The following is a 21,410-nucleotide window of genomic DNA, read 5'->3' on the forward strand; positions in this document are numbered from 1 at the left end:
CGGGTCAGCCGATGACCTTGCCCGGGTTGAGGATGCCGGCGGGGTCGAGGGCGGCCTTGATCGCTCGATGCATGTCGAGGACGGCGGGAGCGAGCTCGGACACGAGGCCCTTGCGTTTGAGCAGGCCCACGCCGTGCTCGCCCGTGACCGTGCCCCCGAGCGCGAGCGCGGCGTCGATGATCTCGCTGAATGCCTGCTCCGCGCGAGCGCGAGCCGCGTCGTCGCCGGCGGGGACGACCAGGAGCGGATGCAGGTTCCCGTCGCCCGCATGAGCGATGTTGGCGATGAGCACGTCGTTCGCGAGCCCGATGGCCTCGATGCGGCCGAGCATCTCCGGGACCGCGCCTTTCGGGACGCACACGTCCTCCGTCAGCACGGGTCCGAGGCGTTCCAAGGCCGGATAGGCCAGGCGTCGGGCGGCGAAGAGAGCCTCCCCCTCGGCCTCGTCCGTGCTCCGGTCGGCCCAGGTGGCACCACCGCGCTCGAACGCCGCCAGCAGTGCTGCCGCCTCCTCTTCGCCGGCGGCGCCCGGGGTGTCCACGCGCCCGAGCAGGACGACCGCGGCATCGGCGGAGAGCCCCATGTTCTTCCAGTCGTCGACCGCGCGCAGACAGTTGCGGTCGATCAGCTCCAGCGCCGACGGCGTGAGTCCGGCCGCCGCGACCTCGCGCACGGCCTCCCCCGCGGCGGTGAGCGAGTCGAAGAACCCGGCGATGGTCTGCTCGGGCGGGCGCGCCGGCCGCAGTCGCACCGTGATCTCGGTGACGATGCCGAGTGTCCCCTCGGAACCGACGAGAAGTCCGGTGAGGTCGTACCCTGCGACGCCCTTCGCGGTGCGGCGGCCCAGCCGGACGAGCTCTCCGGCGCCGGTCACGACCTGCATCCCGAGCACGTAGTCCCGGGTGACGCCGTACTTCACGCAGCACACCCCACCCGCGTTGGTCGCGACGTTGCCGCCGATGGTCGACCACGGCGAGCTGGCCGGATCGGGCGGATACCAGAGGCCGTTCTCGGCGACGCGTGCCCGGAGGTCGTCGTTGACCACCCCGGGCTGCACGACGGCGAGTCGCTCGAGTTCGTCCACTTCGAGCACAGCGTTCATCCGCTCCAGAGAGATCACGACGCTGCCGGCGAGCGCGTTGGCGCCGCCGGAGAGCCCGGTGCCCGCCCCGCGGGCGACGACCGCCGTTTCATGGCGCAGACACGCGCGCACCACCGCCTGCACCTCTTCGGGGGTGCGCGGCCGCACGAGGCAGGCCGGCAGCAACCACTCCGCCCACTCGGCGTCATCGTGCGCGTAGCCCTCCAGCACATCCGGGTCCGTCGTGAGACGGTCGGCGGGCAGGAGCGCGGCGAGATCGGCGAGGAGCGCGGACTCACTCACGGTCGTCGTCGCCGGCAGCGGATGCCGAGCGCGTGTGGCAGGTCTTCAGATAGCTCAGGAACGATGCCTGCAGCCCCGTGAGATGGGTCTCGTGCAGCATGGCCTTCGAGATCCCTTCGGAGCGCCCTTGGGCATGCAGCTCTTCGATGACCGTGAGCAGATTGCGTCCGATCTCCCGATAGATCGGGATCGCTCCGAGCAGCTCGGCTTCGTTGAGTGTGACGTGCAGCTGCTGCAGGGAAGAGACGGGGTCGCGCTGCGGAAGCGCGGCGATCAGGGGGAACACCTGGCTGTCCGTGGCCGCGACGCCCGGGCTGCCGGCGCCGAACGTCGCGAACGGAGGCGTCTCACGCAGCCAGGCGTACAGGGCGAAGAGGCCGCCGTAGGAATAGCCGAAGAGGCCGTGGCCGGTCTCGCTGACGCGGACCTTCGACTGCAGGAGGGGGTGAAGCTCCTCCGTCAGGAACTCGAGGAAGACGTCGGCATGGGTGTCGGCCAGCTGGGCGAGATAGGCGTCCACGTGTTCCGGCGTCATCGCCCCGGAATCGCGGGCGGCCGCGAGCGTCCTCCGCATCTCGTCGCCCACGGGTTCTCCCGGCGGTACGAGATCGCGGTTGCGGAGCTGTGCCCACTGCGCGGCCTCTTCACCGGCGTAGCCGACGCTGACCTGGATGTAGGGGGCGATTGAGAGGTACGGGTCGGCCTGGGTCACGATGAGCGGCGCGGTCAGCCCGACGGACCAGTTGCCGTCCACGACATAGATCAGGGGCAGGGAGTCGGTGGACTCCGCATAGCCCGGGGGCGTGGTCACCCACACGGCGTAGCGGTGTCCCGACCGTGCCGTGACCTCCAGGTACTCCGTGTCGGCCAAGCAGCCGTTCAGCATCGCGCTCACTGGGTGTCTCCCTTCATGATGCGGCCGGCCTTCACGACGAAGGCGGCCATGTCCGGATCCGCGAAGACGCGGGCGTCGTCGAGCGGGTTCCGCTGCCAGGCGACCATGTCGGCCGCCATCCCCACGCGGAGCATCCCGACGGTGTCGCCGATGCCGAGGATGCCGGCGTTAACGCTGGTGGCGGAGACGAGCGCCTGCATGGGCGACTCCAGCTCGGCACGCAGTCGCAGCTCCTCGCCTCGGCGGTACTGCTCGGGGCCGAGGAGGTCGGAGCCGAGCCCGATCCGCACGCCCGCTGCGCGGGAGATCTCGAGCGCGTTCGCCATGCGGCGACGGGCGCCGGCCAACCGATCGCGGGTCGACGGGTCCACGTCGAGGCTCCCCGGGTCCATGATCTGCTCGACCACGGCGAACGTCGGGACGAGCGCCACATCGTGCTCCCGCATCAGCTGCGCGGTCGGCTCGTCGATGTCGGTGCCGTGCTCCACACAGCGCACACCCGCCAGGACGGCGTTGCGGATGCCGGCGTTGTTGTGCGCGTGCACGGTCACGTAGGTGCCGCGCGCGGCGGCCTCCTCCACCGCGACCGCGATCTCGGCCGACGTGAACTGCGTGTCGTCGAGGCGGTCGTGGCCCCCGACGACACCTCCCGTGACGCACAGTTTCAGGAAGGTTGCACCGCGGCGGAACGACTCCCGGACGTTGCGTCGCAGTTCATCGGCGTTGCCCGACATGAGGGAGAGGGCGGCGAGGCCGGGGATGTGGTGCGTCTCCCACAGCTCGGTGGGCTCCCACGCGGCGCCGTAGTAGCCGTGTCCGCCGGTCTGGCACTGCACGGGGCCGCACGACAGCACCCGCGGGCCACGCACCTTGCCGTTCGCGATGACCTCGACCACTCCCCGGTCGATGCCACCGGTATCGCGCACCGTGGTGAAACCCGCGTCGAGGGTGCGGCTCGCCGTGAGGAAGATGTCGGCGGCGATCTCGGCGGCGGAAAGCTGGAACCCGAACTGCGCGCGGATCGGGCTCGAGAGTCCGAAATGCACGTGTGCGTCGATCAGGCCGGGCGTCAGCAACATGCCGTCGAGGTCGACGGTGGCCGCTCCCGCCGGGGCGGTTCCGATCCGGGTGATCACTCCGTCCGCGACGCACACGGCCGCGGGCGAAGGCTCGGCACCGGACCCATCGGCGACGATCCCGCCGGCGAACCAGATCTCGGTCATGACGCCTCTTCCGAGAACGACTGCGTCCTCAACAGTGGTGAATTGGTTGTGCGCTAACGTACTCAACAGTGGTGAAGATGTCAACGGAGGCAACATGCGAGCACCGGTGGGCGAAGGAAAAGCGCGGCTCCTGCAGGCGCTGTTCGACGAGTTCGGCGAGAACGGGCCCAGCCCGAACCTGTCCATGCGACAGGTGGCCGAGCGTCTCGGCGTGCACCACACGCTGCTGACCTACCACTTCGGTTCGCGGCCGGGGCTGCTCAGCTCGGTGCTCTCCGAGGCGCGCCGCCGCGACAATCTCATGATCGCGGCGACGAGCGAGGGCCTCGGGTTCGTCGAGCTGTTCCGGGCGATCTGGGGCTTCTATTCGAGCCCGGCGCAGGAGGAGCGGACCCGTGCGTTCTTCCACCTGATCGGACTGGCCGTGTACGAACGCGGCGCCTATGCCGAGTTCGTCGCCGACCTCGACGACCTGACGCACCTCCTCGAAGCGGCTGCCCGTCGCGATGGACTCACAGCACCGGATGCCGCGCAGTCGAGCCTCGTCGCGGTCGCGGGTATGCGCGGACTGCTGCTGCAGCGACTGCTCAGCCCCTCCGCGGAGGTGGATGCCGCCGCGGACCGTTTCATCGCATCGTTCACGAAGGAGTCGACAGCATGACCCAGGGCTACTCTCACATCGTCATCGGCGCCGGAGCCATCGGATCCGCGGCCGCCTACTGGTTGACACAGGCCGGGGCAGAACGCGTCCTCGTGCTCGAGCAGTTCGAGCTCGGCCATTCCTTCGGCTCGTCCGGTGACCACTCCCGGATCATCCGTCGGGCGTACCACCGCGAGGAGTACACGCGACTCACCGACGCGATGTTCGCCGCCTGGGCTCACGTCGAGGAGCGTTCCGGCCTGCAGATCTACACGAAGACCGGCGGGATCGACCTCGCCGCCGAGGGTAGCGCCGGTGCGGAGGAGATCGACGGGTACCGACGGGCGATGGATGCCGCGGGCATCCGCTACGACGAGCTGACGATCGACGACATCCGCACGCAGTACCCGCAGTGGAACGTGACGGATGACACGATCGGGGTCCATCAGGCGGACGGCGGCATCCTCGACATCCGCCGGTCGGTGTCCGCCCATGTGTCGCTCGCCCGAGCCGCCGGGGTCGAGTTCCGCTCGGGCGTGGTCGTGACCGGTGTGCGGGTCACCCCGGACGGAGTCACGGTCACGACGTCGGAGGGTTCGTTCGACGGCGGCCACCTCGTCGTCGCCGCCGGCTCGTGGCTGGGCGACCTCATGCCCGACCTCGGCCTCTCCTTCGATCTCACCCTGAGTCAGGAGCAGGTCGGCTACTTCTCCTCCGCGAACCTGGCGGACTTCACCCCTGACAGGTTCCCCATCTGGATCCATCACGCCGACGAGGTGCACTACGGGTTCCCGGTCTACGGTGAAGCGGCGGTCAAGATCGCCCGGGACATGCGCGGTCGCTTCATCTCGTCCGCCGAGCGGACGTTCGTCCCCGACGACACGGAGCCGCTGCTGCTCCACGACTTCCTCCGGGCGCACCTTCCGGCCGCCGCCGGTCCGCTGCTGATGAGCAAGACCTGCGTGTACGACATGCCGGCCGACCGGGACTTCGTACTCGACACCGTGCCCGGCCATCCCCACGTCGCGGTGTTCAACGGCGCCGGCCACGCTGGCAAGTTCGCGAGCCTGATGGGGCGGATCCTCGCCGACCTGCTGACCGTCGGCCGCACGGAACACGACATCTCCGCGTTCAGTCTGCGACGTCCGGCGATCGTCGACCCCGACTTCGTACCCGTCTTCCGGCTGGGGACGGGCGACGGGGCGGTGGGTGTGAGACCGGGCGGGGCGTGATTGCGGGGAGGATGAAGGCAGACGCGACGCCGCCAGGCCTCAACGGCGCGGCGACCCCCAGCGCCACCTGACCGGCTGACAGCGCTCGGGGCCCAGAAGAGAGAACGCCAACGGCCCAGCCTTCTCGCCGTCGCAGCATGGCGACTTGACCTGGAGCGCACTCCAGGAACGAGACTGATGTCATGACGACACCAAGGATGGCACTAGGGACGATGTACTTCGGCACCACGGTGGATGAACGAGCGGCGTTCTCGATCCTCGATCGGTACGCCGAACTGGGCGGATCGTTCGTCGACACCTCCGACAACTACAGCTTCTGGACCTCCGAGACCGGCTTCGGTGGCCAGAGCGAGGCGCTGCTCGGCCGATGGCTCGCGTCGAACCCCGGAGTCGGCGTTCGCCTCAGCACCAAAGTCGGAGCGCAGCCCACCCGACTCGGCGGCTTTCCCGACCATGTCGAAGGGCTGCACGAGGACGCCGTGAGAGAAGCCTTGGCGAAAAGCCTGGACCGCCTGGGTGTGGACGGCGTGGATCTGTATTGGGCGCACGTCGAGGACCCGAGTGTGCCCCTGCAGACGCTGGTCGGCACGTTCGCCGGCCTGGTCAGCGAGGGCCTGACCTCGCGCTGGGGCGTTTCCAACCACCCGTCCTGGCTACTCGAACGGATCCGCGCCACCGCAGAACAAGCCGGCCTCCCGCAACCGAGCGCCTACCAGGAGCGCTACTCGTACATCCAGCCCGCGGGGGGCATGGATGTGGCTGGCCAGCCGATCCCGCTGGGGATGCTGTCGCCGGACGGCCTCGACTTCCTGCAACGCAACCCTTCGTTCGACGGGTGGGTCTACACGGCCACGCTCCAGGGCCGGTATGACCGCAGAGACCGCCCGTTCGAGATCGAGTACCAGCACCCCGGCACCGAGCGCCGGCTCGCAGCGCTCGCACGAGTCGCCGATGCACGTGGAATCCGACCGGGCCAGGTCGTGCTCGCATGGTTGACCTCCGGACGCCCGGCGTTGACGCCGATCGTCGGCGTCAGCAGCGTCGAACAGCTCGAGCAGGCCGTGAAAGGAGCATCCATCGAGCTCACCCACGACGAGCTATCGGCGCTCGACACCGCATAGACGACGCACACTCAGCTCCGATGCCGCTGCTCGGTACTCGTCCGTGTGCGCCGTCCCGGCGGAGCCGTTCCCGCTAACGGTGGGGAGGAGCATCGCCGCCCATCAGCAGGTCCGCAGAAGCGCGGACAACGTGCGACATCGCAAGTGGAAGCGGTGTGTGGTCCAAGCGTGTTAACGTCAAAAGTCCCGGAAACCCTTGAGTTTCCGGGACTTTCTGGTCGGGCTGACAGGATTTGAACCTGCGACCCCTTGACCCCCAGTCAAGTGCGCTACCAAGCTGCGCCACAGCCCGTTGTTCTGCACTCTCGCGCAGGCAACTCCCCTATCTTAGCCGCATCTCGACCCCCTCCGCGAACCGAGCCGTTGCGGGTTGTCGGATGCCGCGCGTAGCCTCCCGTGCATGGTGACGATCACGACCGAGGTGGCGACGACGGCTCGTTGGGACGATGTGCAGCATGCTCTCACCGGAGGTGGCGACGGCGCGAGCTGCCAATGCATCTGGCCAGTGCTGAGCAACAAGGACTGGAACACGACCACGACTCCGCAGCGCACCGAGATGTTCCGCGCCGAGATCGACGAAGGGCCACCGCCCGGGATCATCGCCTACGTCGACGGCGATGCCGCCGGCTGGATCCGGATCGGGCCGCGCACCCGCCAGGCGCGCATCCCGCGAACGCGCATCATCGCCGCGGCGACCACCGAGCCGTTCGATGACGAGTCGGTCTGGGCGGTCACGTGCTTCGTCGTGCGGCGCGAGCACCGCGGTGCCGGGCTGAACCGGGCCCTCCTGGAAGCCGCCGTCGACTACGCCCGCGAATCCGGAGCGCGACTGATCGAGGGGTACCCGGTCGATACCCGCGGCGAGAAGCAGCGATCCAACGATCTGTTCCATGGCACGCTCGGCACGTTCCTCGCAGCCGGCTTCATCGAGAAGACCGAGCTCAAGCCGGGGCGCACCCTCGTCGCCCTCGAACTGGCCCCATGATCGGGCCACGCCCCCGAGCCGCTAGCGTGAAGGCATGAGCGACGCGAGCCCGACCATCGACGATCCCGAACTCGGCACCTTCACCCGCGCCACATCCGAGCTCACCGACGGCTCGGTGCTCACGCACGACTGGTTCGTCGGCACGGTCTCGGTCGAGGGAGCGGAGATCGAGCTCATGCTCGAGGGCCAGACTCCCGACGACGTGGCGCCGCTGCTCCCCCGCATGCGCGACGTCGTCAAGCGGTTGCACATGCTGCGGCGGATCGCGACCGACGCCGTCGTCGCGAACTTCAACACCGGCGAACCCGAGCGGCAGGACCTCGACGACGCCGCCTCCGATCTCGCCCTCGAAGCGATCGAGGTGACCCCCGACGGCACCGTCGTCCTGCACCTGACCGACACCTGCGGCGAGCACTTCCCCGAGGGGTACTGGCCGGCCGTGCACCTGGGCATCGACGACGCCGTCCAGCAGGTCACCGTCGAATCCTGACCCCGCGTATGCCTCACCCGACAGCGCCGGCGATCGGCCGACCCTACGATGGGGAGATGCAGCGCCGCGCCTCGTCCTCGCTCCTGGCCTGGGCCTTCCTCCCCTACGTCGCGGTCTCCGTTCTCCACGTCGTGCTGCTCGCCGTCGGAAGCCCGCTCGCCGGACCGACGAAGCTTCTGTTGATGCCGCTGCTTGCCATCCCCGTCCTCGCCGCCGCGCGGTGGCTCAAGCCCCCGATGACCCTCATCCTGCTCCTCGCAGCACTGCTCTTCTCATGGCTCGGCGACGGCGCCGGCGCGTTCTTCCCCGCGGCGCCGGAGCTCCCCCTGATGCTGCTGTTCTTCGGCATCGCCCATGTGGCATACATCCTGCTTTTCGCCCGCCATCTGAGAGTGCGGCGGATGCCGTGGTGGGCGCTGATCTACGCGCTCTGGTGGGCGACGATGATCGCCCTCCTCGGGCCGCACACCGGTGGCCTGCTGGTCGCGGTGGCGGTCTACGGCGTCGTGCTCGGCGGCACGGCGGCGTTCTCTGCACGATGCCACCCGCTGGTCGCGATCGGCGGCGCGTTCTTCCTCGCCAGCGACACGCTGCTGGCGTTTCGACTCTTCCTTCCCGACGGTCTTCCGGCGTGGAGCAGCCCGGCTGTGATGCTCACGTACACGCTCGGCCAAGGTCTCATCATCGCGGGCGCGCTGGTCACCCTGCGAAAGCGGACTGCCTGATGGATGCGGCACGCGTCGACAGCTGGCTCTGGGCGATCCGCGTCTACAAGACCCGGTCGGCGGCGACCACCGCATGCCGCGCCGGGCATGTACGCGTGAACGGCGACAAGGTGAAGGCCGCGCAGCAGGTGCGGGTGGGCGACGAGCTGCGCATCCGGATCGCCGGATTCGACCGGATCCTGATCGTGCGGCAGCTCCTCGTCAAGCGAGTCGGCGCCCCGGTGGCGGCGCTCGCCTACGAGGACAAGACGCCGGCGCGGGAACCGCAGGCCGCGTTGGGTCTCCGTGATCGTGGAGCCGGACGTCCGACCAAGCGCGAGCGCCGCGACATCGACAAGCTCCGCGGGCGGAACCACGACCCAGAGGATTGATATTCCGTCATCCTCCCCGCATTCTTTCGAAGCTTTGTTCTAGAATAGGGGTATGGCAACTCGGACCGACAGCGACCTCGAACTCGCGGAGCGACGCCGCGTACTCGAGGCCTGGGTCGAGAAACGACGGCGCATCGCCGCGCTCGAAGCCGAGGCCGCCGACCTGTTGGTCGAGCAGATCGTCCTCCACGACGCCGAGGTGTCCGCGAGCCCGTTCCACCGCGACGCGATCCACCGCTCCATGATCGCGGAGTTCTCCGCCGCGGGTCACGTGTCCCGCGGGTCGATGGACTTCGCGTTCGCCGACGCACAGGCGCTTCACGACCACCTCCCCGCAGTCCGTGCCGCATTCGCCGCGGGTTCCCTGAGCGCTGGCCACGTCCGCGAGATCGCCCGCGTGAGCGCGCTCGTCGCCGAAGCCATCCGCAACAAGAAGGTCGAGGCCGGCGTCATGGCGCTGTTCGAGACGGCGGTCCTCGTCGTCGCCGAGCAAGACACGGCTGCCCGCACCCGCGCGCACGCCAGGCAGGTCGCCAGCGCACTCATCGGCGAAAGCATCGGGGAACGGCATCGGCGAGCGGCCAAGGAACGCTGCGTGACCGTGAAGTCGCTCGACGACGGCCTCGCCCTGCTCACGGCAGTGCTTCCGGAATGGATCGCGACCGCCATCTCCGACAGGCTGAGCCGGATGACCCGGGAACTCGTGCGCGCGCGCCAGGATTCGGTACCCGAGTTCCTGCCCTGGTGGTCGGACGAAGACATCGATGCCCTGCATCCCGAAGACTTCGCGCTCGACGACCCGGCCTTCGACGCCTACGCCCCCGCGGCCAACGCCGACCCTGCTGACGCTGACGCTCACGCCGACGGGAGGATCTTCAGCGCCGACGGAGAAACGTTCGCGACCGATCCCGAGATCGAGCACATCCCTGCCGATGCGCGCACGTGGGCGCAGATCCAGGCCGACCTCTTCACCGACCTCCTCCTCGCCGGCGACCCGAGCCGCGCGCACGGCGACGGCCTCGGACGCATCCAAGGACGCGTCCAGGTGACGGTCGCCGCGACCACGCTCGCCGGCATCGACGATCAGCCGGCCGAGCTCGACGGGCACGGCCCGTTGGACCCCGACGTCGCCCGCGCTCTCGCGGGAGGGAACAACGGATGGACCCGACTGTTCCTCGACGCCGCCGGGATGCTCGTCGAAACGGATACGTACACGCCGACCGAGGGTATGCGGCGGTTCCTCCGTGCTCGTGACCAGCACTGCCGCTTTCCCGGTTGCCGCATGCCCGTGCACCGCTGCGAGATCGACCACCAGCACGATCATGCCAAGGGCGGGAAGACGCGCCTCGACAACCTCGGCCACCTCTGCCGGACACACCACACTCTCAAGCATCCCGACATCCCCGACCCGCATCGGTGGGCGGCGCAGCAGGAACGAGACGGCAGCATCACCTGGCACAGCCCGCTCGGCCGCGCCTACTCCGATCCCCCACCCCGACGGGTCATGTTCGTCTGACGCCGGTTCGGCGGACGAGCCTTGGCCCGCGGTGAGACGCCGAGATCAGTGATCGATCAGATCGCGCAACCATCCGGCCGATCGCACATGCTCGGCACCCGCGTGCTCGACCCGCTCTCGCAGTCCTCGGTCGCTGGTCACCGCGACCACGGTGCGCTTCGCGGCCACCAGACGCTCGACTTCGGTGACGATCGCGTCATCGCCCGCGGCATCGGCGCGGATGACGGACACATCACTTGCATCGGAGTCGACACCGCGCGCCTGTCCCTCGACCACCATCGACACCTCCGGGAACCACGCGGAGCCCTCGAGTTCCAGGTCGGCGGCAGGCACGGTCAAACCCTCCAGCCGTCCGCGCAGCCGCCGGGCCGCCCCCGCGCGGTCCTTCCACCACCCGTCCGGCACCGATCCGACGACGTTCGCCGCGTCGACGACGACCACCGGCCGCACCTCGAGCAGCGCGCGCAGTGCCGGCCACGACGCGCCGAAGCCCGGATGCAGCGGCCGCGCATCGACCTGGTCGACCGGCACCCACTCGAGCGCCACGCTCTCGGGGTCGCTGATCACCGGGTCGAACGGCACCTGCACGTCGGCGATCACGGTCGTGTACGACCAGATGCCCAGATCGAGGACGCTCGTGAACCGCGGCCGCACCGCGCCGTCCGGCACACCCGCTTCCTCCTGCGCCTCTCGGATCGCACCGACGATCGCACGCTCGCCCTCATGCAGCGCCCCGCCGGGGAGACCCCAGGTGCCACCGAAGTGGCTCCACGCCACACGATGCTGCAGCAGGATGCCACGAGCGGGATCGTACGCCAGCAGACCGGCAGCACCGAAGCGCCCCCAGTACTTCTCCCCGGACTCGGCCACGACCCACGCATCACCCGGATCCCGCGGCCCCTCGGGGCGACGCGGTTCACCAGCGGCAGGAGGTACGACAGTCACCCCCTCAGCCTTTCACAGCATCGGGGCATCGGCACCACGGCGCGACATGCGCCGGAACAGATCAGCGCTGGCGCTTCTCGCGCACGCGCATGTTGATCACGATCGGCGTGCCCTCGAACGAGTAGAGCTCGCGCAGACGCCGCTGGATGAACCGTCGGTATCCGGGATCGAGGAATCCGGTCGTGAACAGCACGAACGTCGGCGGACGCGTCGACGCCTGCGTGCCGAACAGGATGCGCGGCTGCTTGCCACCGCGCAGCGGGTGCGGGTGCTCGGCGACGAGCTCCGCGAGGAACGCGTTGAACTTGCCGGTCGGGATACGACGGTCCCAGTTCTCCAGCGCCGTCTCCAGCGCGGGAACCAGCTTGTCGAGGTGACGACCGGTCTTGGCCGAGATGTTCACGCGCGGAGCCCAGGCGACGTGCGCCAGGTCCTGCTCGATCTCACGCTCGAGGTAGCGACGACGGTCGGCGTTCTCCAGGTCGTCGTCGTTCAGACGGTCCCACTTGTTGAACGCGAGCACGAGCGCGCGACCCGACTCCAGCACGAGGTCGATGATGCGCACGTCCTGCTCGCTGATCGTCTCGGAGACGTCGAGCACGACGACGGCGACTTCGGCCTTCTCCAGCGCCGCAGAGGTCCGGAGCGAGGCGTAGAAGTCCGCACCCTGCGCCATGTGCACGCGACGACGGATGCCGGCCGTGTCGACCAGACGCCACATCTTGCCGCCGAGCTCGACGACCTCGTCCACCGGGTCGCGGGTGGTGCCGGCCAGGTCGTTCACGACCACGCGCTCCTCGCCGGCCGCCTTGTTCAGCAGCGACGACTTGCCCACGTTCGGGCGACCGAGGATGGCGACACGACGCGGTCCACCGATCTCCTGCTTCGCGACGGCAGAGACCTCGGGAAGCTTCTTCAGCACCGCGTCCAGCAGGTCGGCGACGCCGCGTCCGTGGATGGCCGACACCGGCCAGGGCTCGCCCAGGCCCAGGCTCCACAGGCCCGCCGTCTCCGGCTCCTGGCGGGCGTCATCGATCTTGTTGGCGACGAGGAACACCGGCTTGCCGCTCTTGCGCAGCAGCTTCACGACGTGCTCGTCGGTCGAGGTGGCGCCGACCATCGCGTCGACCACGAACAGCACCATGTCGGCGAGGTCGATCGCGACCTCGGCCTGCATCGCGACCGAACGGTCGATGCCGCGGGCGTCGGGCTCCCAGCCACCGGTGTCGACGAGGGAGAACCGCCGGTCGGCCCACTCGGCCTTGTACGTCACGCGGTCGCGGGTCACACCGGGAGTGTCCTCCACGACGGCCTCGCGGCGGCCGAGGATGCGGTTGACGAGTGCGGACTTGCCCACGTTCGGCCGCCCCACGATCGCCACCACCGGAAGCGCCGGGCTGTAGTGGATGCCGTCCTCGCCGAGCGTGATGCCCGCGAGAAGCTCTGCGTCCTCATCGTCCAGCTCGTAGTCGGCGAGACCGGCGCGCAGGGTCTCCGCGCGCTGCTCGGCCAGATGCTCGTCGATGTTCTCCATCTTCTCGGCGAGCTGGTCGGGGCCGCCTTCGTATTCGTCGTCAGCCACGGTGTGCTCCTTGGATTCGTTCGATCACCGTGAGGACGGCGTCGATGGTCTGGGGGAAATCGAGTTCCGTCGAATCGACGACCTCGACGCCTTCTGCGGCGTTCAGGAAGTCGACGACGGCGCTGTCTGAGGCGTCGCGCTTGTGCAGCGCCGCGGCGACAGCTGCCGCGTTCTCACCGGCGAGTTCACCGGCGCGTCGGGCGGCCCGTACTTCGGGGGCCGCGGTGAGGAGGATCCGCACGGGGGCGTCCGGTGCGACGACGGTGGTGATGTCGCGACCTTCGACCACGACGGCCGGGTACGACGAATCGGCGACGAGCGTGCGGAACAGCTCGTTCACCTGGGCACGCACCGCGGGCACGCGCGCCACGCCGCTCACGGCACCGGAGACCCGCGGGTCCCGGATGGCCTCGGTGACATCGGCATCGCCGACGCGCACGGTGCGGTCATCGGGGTCTAGCCCCAGCTGCACCGGGAAATCGGATGCGGCGGCGAGGACCGCGTCAGCATCGGAGGTGTCGGCTCCACGGTCCAGCACGTGCCAGGCGAGCGCGCGGTATGCGGAACCCGTGTCGAGGTAGCCGAGACCGAGCGTGCGGGCCACGGCCTTCGACACGCTCGACTTGCCGGAGCCGGCCGGCCCGTCGATGGCGATGAACTTCGTCGCGTCGGTGCCGTGTGCCGGTGCCGAGGACGGGGTGGTGGTATCAGTCATTGGTGTTCCCCGCGATCCGCCAGCCGCGTTCCTGGAGTCCGGTGATCGCCCCGTGCAGTGCGGCGGGGTCGACGCTGATCTCCGCCAGGCCGAACTGCGCCCCGGGCGAATGCTCGAGTCGGAGGTCCTCGACGTTCACGCCGAGTTCCCCGAGCTCGCCGAACAGGCGTCCCAGTTGGCCGGCGGTGTCATCGACCATGACGATGAGCGACTCGAAGCGCTGGTTCTGCCCGTGCTTCCCGGGAAGTCGGTCAACGCCGTCGTTGCCCTGACGGATCGTCTCGGCGACGATGCGTCGTGCGCCCGGAGCGCTCGGCTCACGCAGCGCGGACGCGACCTCGGCGAGATCGCCCGCGAGGGCATCGAGGATCTCGACGACGGGACCGGCGTTGGCACCGAGGATCTGAACCCAGAGCTCGGGGGCCGAGGCGGCGATGCGCGTGGTGTCGCGCACGCCCTGTCCTGCCAGACGAAGCGCGCCCTCCTCGGCGTCGGCGAGACGGCCGGCGAGCAGGCTCGCGACCACCTGCGGCACGTGCGAGGTGAGCGCGACAGAGCGGTCGTGCTCCTCCGGGGTCATCTCGAGCGGCATCGCGCCCACGTCGAGCGCGAGGGCTTCGACCAGCGCGAGGTCGGCGGCCTTCGTGTCTTCGTCGCGGCACACGACCCAGGGACGACCGACGAAGAGGTCGGCGCGTGCCGAGATCGCTCCGCCGCGCTCGCGACCGGCGAGCGGGTGGGAGCCGATGTAGCGGGTGAGGTCGACGCCACGCGCCTGCAGCGTGCGGAACGGCTCGAGCTTCACGCTGGCGACGTCTGTGACGACGGCCTCCGGGAACCTCTCGAGCTCGGCCTGGATCACGTCGGCGGTGACGTCGGGCGGCACGGCCACCACGATCAGGGCGGGCGTGTCATCGTCGGCGGCGAGGCGACCGGCGCCGTAGTCGACCGCGAGACGCAGCTGGGCGGGCGAGGCATCCGTCAGGACGACGTCGATGCCCTTCGACCGGAGCGCATGCCCGACGCTCGCGCCGAGCAGACCGGCACCGACGACGCGAACGGTGCCGGAGAGGCGCGGCGCGACAACGCCTGCCCTCCGCGCCGTGGGCGCACTCGTCGTATCGGTCATTCGTTCTCCTGCTCGCCTGGCGCCTCGGCGACACCGGAATCACGGCGCGACAGAGTGAGAAGCGCGCCGAGTTCGATTTTAGTCAGTTCCCGCGTCTTCCCCGCCGGGAGGGTTCCCAGGTGGAGCGGTCCGAACTGCCGACGCACCAGTTCGGTGACCGGATGCCCGACGGCGGCGAGCATCCGGCGCACGATGCGGTTGCGTCCGGAGTGCAGCGTCAACTCGACCAGGCTCGACCCGCGCGAGGTGTCCAGCAGACGCGCCTTGTCGGCGGCGATCGGACCGTCTTCGAGCTCGATGCCCTTCGTGAGCTTCGAGATCGTCTGCGGCAGCACCGTGCCCTCGACCTTGGCGATGTAGACCTTGGTCACGCCGAACGACGGGTGCGCGAGCACGTGCGCGAGCGCGCCGTCGTTGGTGAGGATCAGCAGACCGCTGGTCTCCGCGTCGAGGCGGCCGACGTTGTAGAGGCGCTCCTCGTAGTCGTCGGTGAAGCGACGGAGGTCGGGGCGACCGCTCTCGTCCTTCATGCTGCTGACGACGCCGGTGGGCTTGTTGAGCATGACGTAGCGCTTGGAGACGTCCAGCTGCACGGCGGTGCCGTCGACGTCGACGAGGTCGTGCTCCGGGTCGATGCGCCGGCCGAGCTCGGAGACGACGATGCCGTTGACGCGGATACGCCCCTCGGTGATGTACTGCTCGACGACGCGGCGCGAAGCCACCCCGGCGCCGGCGAGCACCTTCTGCAGACGGATGCCCTCGGGCGCGCCCTCGGAGTCGGTGGAGGCGTCGAAGCCGGTCATCGGATGGTCCCTTCGTCGAAACCGTCTGCACCGTCGTCGAGCAGAGGGGAGATCGGGGGCAGCTCGTCGAGCGAGTTGATGCCCAGGTGCTGCAGGAGAGCGTCGGTCGTGCCGTAGTTGATCGCGCCGGTCTCGGAGTCGGCGAACAGCTCCGTGATCAGACCGCGGGCGAGGAGGGTGCGCACGACGGAATCGACGTTCACCGCACGGATGGAGGCGACCTGACTTCGGGTCACCGGCTGCTTGTAGGCGATGACCGCCAGCGTCTCGAGCGCCGCCTGCGAGAGCCGCGCCGGAGCCTGCCCGCCCACGAACTCCGCGACCAGCGAATCGAGATCCTCGCGCACGTACAGACGCCAGCCACCGCCGACCTCGCGGAGCTCGAAGCCACGGCGAGGGCCCTTGCCCTTCCCGTCGTAGTCGTCGACCAGCGTCTCGAGCGTCTGCCGCACGGCGGGCACCGGGGAGCCCACCGCGGCGGCCAGCGCCACGAGTCCGAGCGGCTCGTCGACGATGAGGAGGATGGCCTCGATGCGCTCGGACAGCGGGATCTCGGTAGCGTCTGTCGCCTCGTCCGAGGTCGCCTCGTCGGAGGCCGGCTCCGCCACCTCGTCGACGGTCTCGGTCAGGTCATCGGTCATAGTCGGCCCCCAGGGTCGCAAGAGTCTCGTCCGACCAGGAGTCGGCTGCCCAGCGCAGCGTGAGCTCGCCGAGCGGTTCCAGTTGTTCGAAGGACAGCGCCGCGTGGCGGTAGAGCTCCAGCACCGAGATGAAGCGTGCGACGACGATGCCGGGCTCGCTCACCCCCGAGACGAGCTCGCGGAAGCTCAACGACTCCGTGCCGCGGAGCAGTGTGACGACGATCGCGGCCTGCTCCCGGATGCTGACCAGCGGCGCGTGGAGGTGGTCGAGTCCGACGTGCGGGATCTCCTTGGGCGCGAAGGCCAGGAGCGCGAGCGCGGCGAAGTCGTCGGCAGTGAGCGACCACACGAGCTCGGGTGTCTGCTTGCGGTGCTTCTCGTCGAGTCGTGCCGCACGGACGTGCCGACGGTCTTCGCGCTGCAGACAGCGGCCGAACCACGCCGAGACCTCCTTGAAGGCTCGGTACTGCAGCAGGCGTGCGAACAACAGGTCGCGCGCCTCGAGCAGCGCGACGGCTTCGGCATCCACCAGTTCGCCCTGCGGGAGGAGTCCGGCCACCTTCATGTCGAGGAGTGTGGCTGCGACCACGAGGAACTCGGATGCCTGGTCCAGCTCCTCATCGTTCTCGAGCTGACCGAGGTACGCGATGAACTCGTTCGTGACCGCGCTCAGTGAGACCTCGGTGATGTCCATCTCATGCTTCGAGATGAGGTTCAGGAGCAGGTCGAACGGGCCGTCGAAGTTGGACAGCGAGACCCGGAAGCCCGGATCGGTCGCAACCGTATCGCCCGCGCTCTCCACGAGCGTCGCGTCGACGGACTCCTCGCTAGGCGACAGCGCCACGGGCGACCAGCTCCCGCGCCAGCCGCAGGTATGCCTGAGCGGCCGCGTGCTCGGGGGCGAACTCGGTGATGGGCACACCCGACACCGAGGCGTCGGGGAACTTCACGGTGCGGCCGATCACGGTCTCCAGCACGTCGTCGCCGAAGGCCTCGACCACGCGCTCGAGGACCTCGCGGGAGTGCAGCGTGCGCGGGTCGTACATGGTCGCCAGCAGACCGTCCATCGTGATGGAGGGGTTCAGCCGGTCGCGCACCTTGTCGATCGTCTCAATGAGCAGCGCCACACCGCGCAGCGCGAAGAACTCGCACTCGAGCGGGATGATCACGCCGTGTGCGGCGGTGAGGGCGTTGACCGTGAGGATGCCGAGCGAGGGCTGGCAGTCGATGAGGATGACGTCGTACTCCCCCGCGACCTGGCGCAGGACTCGGGCGAGGATCGTCTCACGGGCGACCTCGTTGACGAGGTGCACCTCGGCGGCCGACAGGTCGATGTTCGCGGGCATCACGTCGAGACCCTCGACGCTGGAGTGCACGATCGCGTCGTGGGCGTCGCGCTTCGTGTCGAGCAGGAGGTCGTAGATCGTCGGCACGTCGTGCGTCGGGATGCCGAGACCGGCGGACAGTGCGCCCTGCGGGTCGAAGTCGACGGCGAGCACCTTCCGGCCGTACTCGGCGAGAGCTGCGGCCAGGTTGATGGAGGTCGTCGTCTTGCCGACGCCGCCCTTCTGGTTGCACAGCGCGATGATGCGTGCAGGACCGTGGGACTTCAACGGTTCCGGGATCGCGAACCCGTGATACGGACGGCCGGTGGGTCCCATGGGGGTCTCGTCGGCCTTCTGCGCCTTCGCCCTGGACTTCGCCACTTTCTCAGCCACCGATTCTCCTGCTCCTTCGTGCTTGGTCGATTGTACCGGTCGGGCCGTTCCTCAGCCGCCTCGGCACGCGGCACGGCGCCTCTCCCGCATCGGCGGAGCTCAACGCGCGCGAGGGTGGGAGGTGGCGTAGATGTCCCGCAGGGTGTCCACCGAGACGTGCGTGTAGATCTGCGTCGTCGCGACCGACGAGTGCCCGAGGAGCTCCTGCACGACACGCACGTCGGCACCGCCCTGGAGCAGATGCGTCGCGAAGGAGTGCCGCAGCGTGTGCGGCGACACCTCGGAGGTGATCTGCGCCTTCTCGGCAGCCGCGCGGATCACGAGCCAGGCACTCTGACGCGAGAGCGGTGCTCCACGGGCGCCGAGGAACAGCCGGGCCGACGCGCGCCCCTTCGCCGCGAGTGCCGGGCGGACGCGGGTGAGGTAGGCATCGACGGCCGCGCGCGCGAACGACCCGATGGGCACGATGCGCTCCTTCGAGCCCTTGCCCCGCAGCCGCAGCACGTCGCCGTGCGCCAGGTCGTCGACATCGAGTCCGATCGCCTCCGACACCCGGGCGCCGGTGGCGTAGAGGAGCTCCAGCAGGGCGCGGTCGCGCACGCCGATCGGATCTTCCGGGGACGGAGCGGCGAGCAGCCGCTCGACCTGATCGATGGTCAGCGCCTTCGGAAGGCGACGCGGTGCCTTGGGCGGGCGCAATCGCCCGCTCGGGTCGTCGACCTCCACGCCTTCACGGGCGAGGAATCGATGCCAGCTCCGCACGGAGGATTGCAGCCGCGCCAGGCTCGACGACGCCGGGGCCGGCTCGGCGGACGCGCGCGCGGCGATGAAGCGGTCGATCACCGCCGGGGTGACCTCCGACGTGTCGGTGACGCCTTCTGCCGCGAGCCACTCGCAGTAGCCCTCGAGATCGCGCCGATAGGCGGCGATCGTGTGCTCGCTCAGACCGCGCTCGATCGTGACGTGACGCAGGTACGCGTCGAGGGCGCGCTCGAGCAGCATCCCTCAGCCCCGATCGCGCAGCCTCTGCGCCGCGGCCAGCACGCCGATCGTGAGGATGCCGTTGTGCATGCGGCCCTCGAGAACGGCATCCACCGCGTCGGCCAGCGGCACCCACTCGACGCGGATGTCTGCTTCCTCATCCTCGCGATCGTGCGGGTTCTCCGCCGACGAGATGCCCGTCGCGAGGAAGAGGTGGATGACCTCGTCGTTGCCGCCGGGCGTGGTCCACGACGAGACCAGCGGCTCCCAGTGGGCGGCCACGAGGTCCGCCTCCTCCGCGAGCTCGCGCTGGGCGGCCGCGAGCGGCTCCTCGCCCTCGACATCGAGCAGGCCGGCGGGCAGCTCCCAGTCCCGATGACGGATCGGATGCCGGTACTGCTGGATCAGCAGGACCCGCCCGTCGTCATCGAGCGCGAGGATCGCCACCGCACCCGTGTGGTCGACGTACTGCCGCACGATCTCGCCATCGCCGTAGCGCACGCGGTCGGAGCGCACGTCCCAGACCCTGCCTTCGTAGACGAGCTCGCTCTGAAGCACCTCCGGCTCGAACGGCTCGTCCCGGAGGGGCTCGATCGACTCAGGCATCGGCCGTGACGTCATCGCTCACGTCGAACAGCTCGCTCGCACGGTGACGCTCGATCGCGGCGCCGACGAGCCCGCGGAACAGCGGGTGCGGCGCGGTGGGACGCGAGCGCAGTTCCGGGTGTGCCTGCGTGGCGATGTAGTACGGGTGTACGTCGCGCGGCAGCTCGACGTACTCCACCAGGTCGAGCTCGGGGTTGAGTCCGGAGAAGACCAGGCCGGCTTCCGTCAGACGGTCGCGGTAGGCGTTGTTGACCTCGTAGCGGTGACGGTGCCGCTCGGAGGCCTCCGGCGCACCGTACAGCTCACGAGCGAGCGATCCTTCGGCGAGGGCCGCCTGGTACAGGCCGAGACGCATCGTGCCGCCGAGGTCGCCGCCGTCGAGGATGTCGACCTGCTCCGCCATCGTGGCGATGACGGGCTCGGAGGTCTCCGGGTCGAACTCGCTCGACGAGGCGCCGACGATGCCGGCCACATCGCGCGCGTACTCGATGACCATGCACTGCAGGCCGAGGCACAGACCGAGCGTCGGGATGCCCTGCTCCCGCGCGAACTTCAGGGCGCCGAGCTTGCCCTCGATGCCGCGGATGCCGAAGCCGCCGGGCACGCAGATGCCGTCGAGCTCGGCCAGCTGCTCCTGGGCGCCTTCCGGCGTCTCGCAGAGATCCGAGGGGATCCAGCGGATGTTGACCTTGGTCTCCTGCGCGAAACCGCCGGCCTTGAGCGCCTCGGTCACCGAGAGGTAGGCGTCGGGCAGGTCGATGTACTTGCCGACCAGGCCGATCGTGACTTCGTGCTTGGGGTTGTGCACGGCGTGCAGCACCTTGCTCCAGCGCGTCCAGTCGACCTCTTCCGCGGCCTTCTGGTCGAGGCCGAGGCGGCGCACGATGTAGGAGTCGAGACCCTGGTCGTTGAGCGTCGACGGGATGTCGTAGATGCTCGGCAGGTCGACGGTGTTGATGACGCCCTCGACGTCGACGTCGCACATGAGGGCGATCTTGTTGCGGTTGCTCGCGCTGACGGGACGGTCGCTGCGGAGCACGAGCGCGTCGGGCTGGATACCCACCTGACGGAGCGCCGCGACGGAGTGCTGCGTCGGCTTGGTCTTCTGCTCCCCCGACGCCCCCATGAACGGGACGAGCGAGACGTGAACGAAGAACACGCTGTCGCGGCCGAGCTCGTGACGGAGCTGGCGGGCGGACTCGAGGAACGGCTGCGACTCGATGTCGCCGACCGTGCCGCCGACCTCGGTGATGATCACGTCGGGGCGCGGGTCTTCGCTGGCCTGCAGCCGCATCCGACGCTTGATCTCGTCGGTGATGTGCGGGATGACCTGCACCGTGTCGCCGAGGTACTCGCCACGGCGCTCGCGCGCGATCACCTGCGAGTAGATCTGGCCGGTGGTGACGTTGGCGGCCTCGGACAGGTTGATGTCGAGGAACCGCTCGTAGTGTCCGATGTCGAGGTCGGTCTCGGCGCCGTCGTCCGTGACGAAGACCTCACCGTGCTGGAACGGGTTCATCGTGCCGGGATCGACGTTCAGATAAGGGTCGAGCTTCTGCATCACGACGCGCAGACCGCGGGCCGTGAGGAGGTTGCCGAGGCTGGCCGCCGTCAGTCCCTTGCCCAAAGACGAAACGACACCACCAGTCACGAAGATGTGCTTGGTCGTGTCGTTCTTGGGTGCCGCGGAAGAAGAGTTCATCACGGG

General features: G+C 69.2%; 22 protein-coding genes and 1 tRNA gene. 8 read left to right on the forward strand and 15 right to left on the reverse strand.

The annotated features are described in order from the left end of the window. Nucleotides 1-4: 4 nt before the first annotated feature. Genes ACWGO6_RS12935 through ACWGO6_RS12945 form a run of 3 tightly spaced genes read right to left on the reverse strand, consistent with a single transcriptional unit; the run spans nt 5 to nt 3,502 of the window. Nucleotides 5-1,384, reverse strand: a complete 1,380-nt coding sequence (locus tag ACWGO6_RS12935) for an FAD-binding oxidoreductase (protein WP_452326903.1) — start codon at nt 1,382-1,384, stop codon at nt 5-7. After that, complete coding sequence (locus ACWGO6_RS12940; RefSeq protein WP_240745094.1) at nt 1,377-2,270, reverse strand: alpha/beta hydrolase; 894 nt, start codon at nt 2,268-2,270, stop codon at nt 1,377-1,379. Before ACWGO6_RS12940 ends, ACWGO6_RS12935 begins: the two co-directional genes overlap by 8 nt. 5 nt (nt 2,271-2,275) lie before the next feature. Beyond that, nucleotides 2,276-3,502: an amidohydrolase family protein gene (locus ACWGO6_RS12945; RefSeq protein ID WP_452326904.1), complete on the reverse strand. Its 1,227-nt coding sequence runs from the start codon at nt 3,500-3,502 to the stop codon at nt 2,276-2,278. Between the two features lie 94 nt (nt 3,503-3,596). Here ACWGO6_RS12945 and ACWGO6_RS12950 point away from each other — a divergent pair, with 94 nt between their 5' ends. From ACWGO6_RS12950 to ACWGO6_RS12960, 3 genes are all read left to right on the forward strand, one after another. Then, nucleotides 3,597-4,163, forward strand: coding sequence for a TetR/AcrR family transcriptional regulator (locus ACWGO6_RS12950; protein WP_452326905.1), 567 nt, complete (start codon nt 3,597-3,599; stop codon nt 4,161-4,163). Beyond that, a complete protein-coding gene (gene solA / locus ACWGO6_RS12955) occupies nt 4,160-5,374 on the forward strand; it encodes an N-methyl-L-tryptophan oxidase (protein ID WP_452326906.1) in 1,215 nt (404 codons plus the stop codon). Before ACWGO6_RS12950 ends, solA begins: the two co-directional genes overlap by 4 nt. Before the next feature lie 182 nt (nt 5,375-5,556). Continuing rightward, entirely contained in the window at nt 5,557-6,495 is a 939-nt protein-coding gene (locus ACWGO6_RS12960) for an aldo/keto reductase (RefSeq protein ID WP_136042228.1), read from the forward strand. Nucleotides 6,496-6,710: 215 nt separating this feature from the next. Here ACWGO6_RS12960 and ACWGO6_RS12965 read toward each other — a convergent pair. Beyond that, nucleotides 6,711-6,787: transfer RNA gene (locus ACWGO6_RS12965), tRNA-Pro, on the reverse strand. 108 nt (nt 6,788-6,895) lie between these two features. On the opposite strand from ACWGO6_RS12965, the gene ACWGO6_RS12970 reads away from it, so the two are divergent. Genes ACWGO6_RS12970 through ACWGO6_RS12990 form a run of 5 tightly spaced genes read left to right on the forward strand, consistent with a single transcriptional unit; the run spans nt 6,896 to nt 10,582 of the window. Then, nucleotides 6,896-7,480, forward strand: a complete 585-nt coding sequence (locus ACWGO6_RS12970) for a GNAT family N-acetyltransferase (RefSeq protein ID WP_452326907.1) — start codon at nt 6,896-6,898, stop codon at nt 7,478-7,480. A 34-nt stretch (nt 7,481-7,514) separates the two neighbouring features. Further along, entirely contained in the window at nt 7,515-7,970 is a 456-nt protein-coding gene (locus ACWGO6_RS12975; RefSeq protein ID WP_452326908.1) for a hypothetical protein, read from the forward strand. A gap of 56 nt (nt 7,971-8,026) precedes the next feature. Next, nucleotides 8,027-8,695 (forward strand): lysoplasmalogenase family protein, encoded by a 669-nt coding sequence (locus ACWGO6_RS12980; RefSeq protein ID WP_452326909.1) that lies wholly within the window; start codon nt 8,027-8,029, stop codon nt 8,693-8,695. After that, entirely contained in the window at nt 8,695-9,066 is a 372-nt protein-coding gene (locus tag ACWGO6_RS12985; RefSeq protein ID WP_376106993.1) for an RNA-binding S4 domain-containing protein, read from the forward strand. The genes ACWGO6_RS12980 and ACWGO6_RS12985 overlap by 1 nt, the downstream gene beginning before the upstream one ends. Nucleotides 9,067-9,118: 52 nt before the next feature. Continuing rightward, the gene (locus ACWGO6_RS12990) at nt 9,119-10,582 is read left to right on the forward strand and encodes a DUF222 domain-containing protein (RefSeq protein ID WP_452326910.1); all 1,464 of its coding nucleotides are present in this window, start codon (nt 9,119-9,121) and stop codon (nt 10,580-10,582) included. A gap of 45 nt (nt 10,583-10,627) precedes the next feature. Here the strand turns inward: ACWGO6_RS12990 and ACWGO6_RS12995 are convergent, their stop codons facing one another. From ACWGO6_RS12995 to ACWGO6_RS13045, 11 genes are all read right to left on the reverse strand, one after another. Beyond that, entirely contained in the window at nt 10,628-11,527 is a 900-nt protein-coding gene (locus tag ACWGO6_RS12995; RefSeq protein WP_136042270.1) for an NUDIX domain-containing protein, read from the reverse strand. A 61-nt stretch (nt 11,528-11,588) separates the two neighbouring features. After that, on the reverse strand, nt 11,589-13,061 hold the full coding sequence (der, locus tag ACWGO6_RS13000) for a ribosome biogenesis GTPase Der (RefSeq protein ID WP_240745095.1): 1,473 nt from the start codon (nt 13,059-13,061) through the stop codon (nt 11,589-11,591). 40 nt (nt 13,062-13,101) lie between these two features. Then, nucleotides 13,102-13,824 carry a (d)CMP kinase gene (gene cmk, locus ACWGO6_RS13005; RefSeq protein ID WP_452326911.1) on the reverse strand — a complete coding sequence of 241 codons (723 nt, stop codon included), beginning with the start codon at nt 13,822-13,824 and terminating at the stop codon, nt 13,102-13,104. Next, a complete protein-coding gene (locus ACWGO6_RS13010; RefSeq protein ID WP_452326912.1) occupies nt 13,817-14,953 on the reverse strand; it encodes a prephenate dehydrogenase in 1,137 nt (378 codons plus the stop codon). The genes cmk and ACWGO6_RS13010 overlap by 8 nt, the downstream gene beginning before the upstream one ends. Then, on the reverse strand, nt 14,950-15,756 hold the full coding sequence (locus ACWGO6_RS13015) for a pseudouridine synthase (protein ID WP_452326913.1): 807 nt from the start codon (nt 15,754-15,756) through the stop codon (nt 14,950-14,952). Before ACWGO6_RS13015 ends, ACWGO6_RS13010 begins: the two co-directional genes overlap by 4 nt. Next, nucleotides 15,753-16,397 (reverse strand): SMC-Scp complex subunit ScpB, encoded by a 645-nt coding sequence (scpB, locus tag ACWGO6_RS13020; protein WP_452326914.1) that lies wholly within the window; start codon nt 16,395-16,397, stop codon nt 15,753-15,755. Before scpB ends, ACWGO6_RS13015 begins: the two co-directional genes overlap by 4 nt. Further along, nucleotides 16,387-17,241, reverse strand: a complete 855-nt coding sequence (locus ACWGO6_RS13025) for a segregation and condensation protein A (protein WP_452326915.1) — start codon at nt 17,239-17,241, stop codon at nt 16,387-16,389. The genes scpB and ACWGO6_RS13025 overlap by 11 nt, the downstream gene beginning before the upstream one ends. Beyond that, entirely contained in the window at nt 17,225-18,058 is an 834-nt protein-coding gene (locus ACWGO6_RS13030; RefSeq protein WP_167381670.1) for a ParA family protein, read from the reverse strand. Before ACWGO6_RS13030 ends, ACWGO6_RS13025 begins: the two co-directional genes overlap by 17 nt. 156 nt (nt 18,059-18,214) lie before the next feature. Beyond that, a complete protein-coding gene (gene xerD / locus ACWGO6_RS13035; RefSeq protein WP_452326916.1) occupies nt 18,215-19,117 on the reverse strand; it encodes a site-specific tyrosine recombinase XerD in 903 nt (300 codons plus the stop codon). Between the two features lie 3 nt (nt 19,118-19,120). After that, nucleotides 19,121-19,702, reverse strand: a complete 582-nt coding sequence (locus ACWGO6_RS13040) for an NUDIX domain-containing protein (protein ID WP_452326917.1) — start codon at nt 19,700-19,702, stop codon at nt 19,121-19,123. After that, nucleotides 19,695-21,404 carry a CTP synthase gene (locus tag ACWGO6_RS13045; protein WP_136042282.1) on the reverse strand — a complete coding sequence of 570 codons (1,710 nt, stop codon included), beginning with the start codon at nt 21,402-21,404 and terminating at the stop codon, nt 19,695-19,697. The genes ACWGO6_RS13040 and ACWGO6_RS13045 overlap by 8 nt, the downstream gene beginning before the upstream one ends. Between the last annotated feature and the right edge of the window lie 6 nt (nt 21,405-21,410).

The organism is Microbacterium sp. NPDC055665, assembly GCF_053618035.1.

Excerpts from the sequence above, each read along its gene's own strand:
- scpB (WP_452326914.1), bottom strand. The coding sequence starts at position 16,397 with ATGACCGATGACCTGACCGAGACCGTCGACGAGGTGGCGGAGCCGGCC.
- ACWGO6_RS12980 (WP_452326909.1), top strand. The coding sequence starts at position 8,027 with ATGCAGCGCCGCGCCTCGTCCTCGCTCCTGGCCTGGGCCTTCCTCCCC.
- ACWGO6_RS12950 (WP_452326905.1), top strand. The coding sequence starts at position 3,597 with ATGCGAGCACCGGTGGGCGAAGGAAAAGCGCGGCTCCTGCAGGCGCTG.
- ACWGO6_RS13045 (WP_136042282.1), bottom strand. The coding sequence starts at position 21,404 with ATGAACTCTTCTTCCGCGGCACCCAAGAACGACACGACCAAGCACATC.
- ACWGO6_RS12985 (WP_376106993.1), top strand. The coding sequence starts at position 8,695 with ATGGATGCGGCACGCGTCGACAGCTGGCTCTGGGCGATCCGCGTCTAC.
- solA (WP_452326906.1), top strand. The coding sequence starts at position 4,160 with ATGACCCAGGGCTACTCTCACATCGTCATCGGCGCCGGAGCCATCGGA.
- cmk (WP_452326911.1), bottom strand. The coding sequence starts at position 13,824 with ATGACTGATACCACCACCCCGTCCTCGGCACCGGCACACGGCACCGAC.
- xerD (WP_452326916.1), bottom strand. The coding sequence starts at position 19,117 with ATGCTGCTCGAGCGCGCCCTCGACGCGTACCTGCGTCACGTCACGATC.
- ACWGO6_RS12990 (WP_452326910.1), top strand. The coding sequence starts at position 9,119 with ATGGCAACTCGGACCGACAGCGACCTCGAACTCGCGGAGCGACGCCGC.
- ACWGO6_RS12940 (WP_240745094.1), bottom strand. The coding sequence starts at position 2,270 with ATGCTGAACGGCTGCTTGGCCGACACGGAGTACCTGGAGGTCACGGCA.
- ACWGO6_RS13015 (WP_452326913.1), bottom strand. The coding sequence starts at position 15,756 with ATGACCGGCTTCGACGCCTCCACCGACTCCGAGGGCGCGCCCGAGGGC.
- ACWGO6_RS13030 (WP_167381670.1), bottom strand. The coding sequence starts at position 18,058 with ATGGGACCCACCGGCCGTCCGTATCACGGGTTCGCGATCCCGGAACCG.
- ACWGO6_RS13040 (WP_452326917.1), bottom strand. The coding sequence starts at position 19,702 with ATGCCTGAGTCGATCGAGCCCCTCCGGGACGAGCCGTTCGAGCCGGAG.
- ACWGO6_RS12960 (WP_136042228.1), top strand. The coding sequence starts at position 5,557 with ATGACGACACCAAGGATGGCACTAGGGACGATGTACTTCGGCACCACG.
- ACWGO6_RS12970 (WP_452326907.1), top strand. The coding sequence starts at position 6,896 with ATGGTGACGATCACGACCGAGGTGGCGACGACGGCTCGTTGGGACGAT.
- ACWGO6_RS12975 (WP_452326908.1), top strand. The coding sequence starts at position 7,515 with ATGAGCGACGCGAGCCCGACCATCGACGATCCCGAACTCGGCACCTTC.
- ACWGO6_RS13010 (WP_452326912.1), bottom strand. The coding sequence starts at position 14,953 with ATGACCGATACGACGAGTGCGCCCACGGCGCGGAGGGCAGGCGTTGTC.
- der (WP_240745095.1), bottom strand. The coding sequence starts at position 13,061 with ATGGAGAACATCGACGAGCATCTGGCCGAGCAGCGCGCGGAGACCCTG.
- ACWGO6_RS12945 (WP_452326904.1), bottom strand. The coding sequence starts at position 3,502 with ATGACCGAGATCTGGTTCGCCGGCGGGATCGTCGCCGATGGGTCCGGT.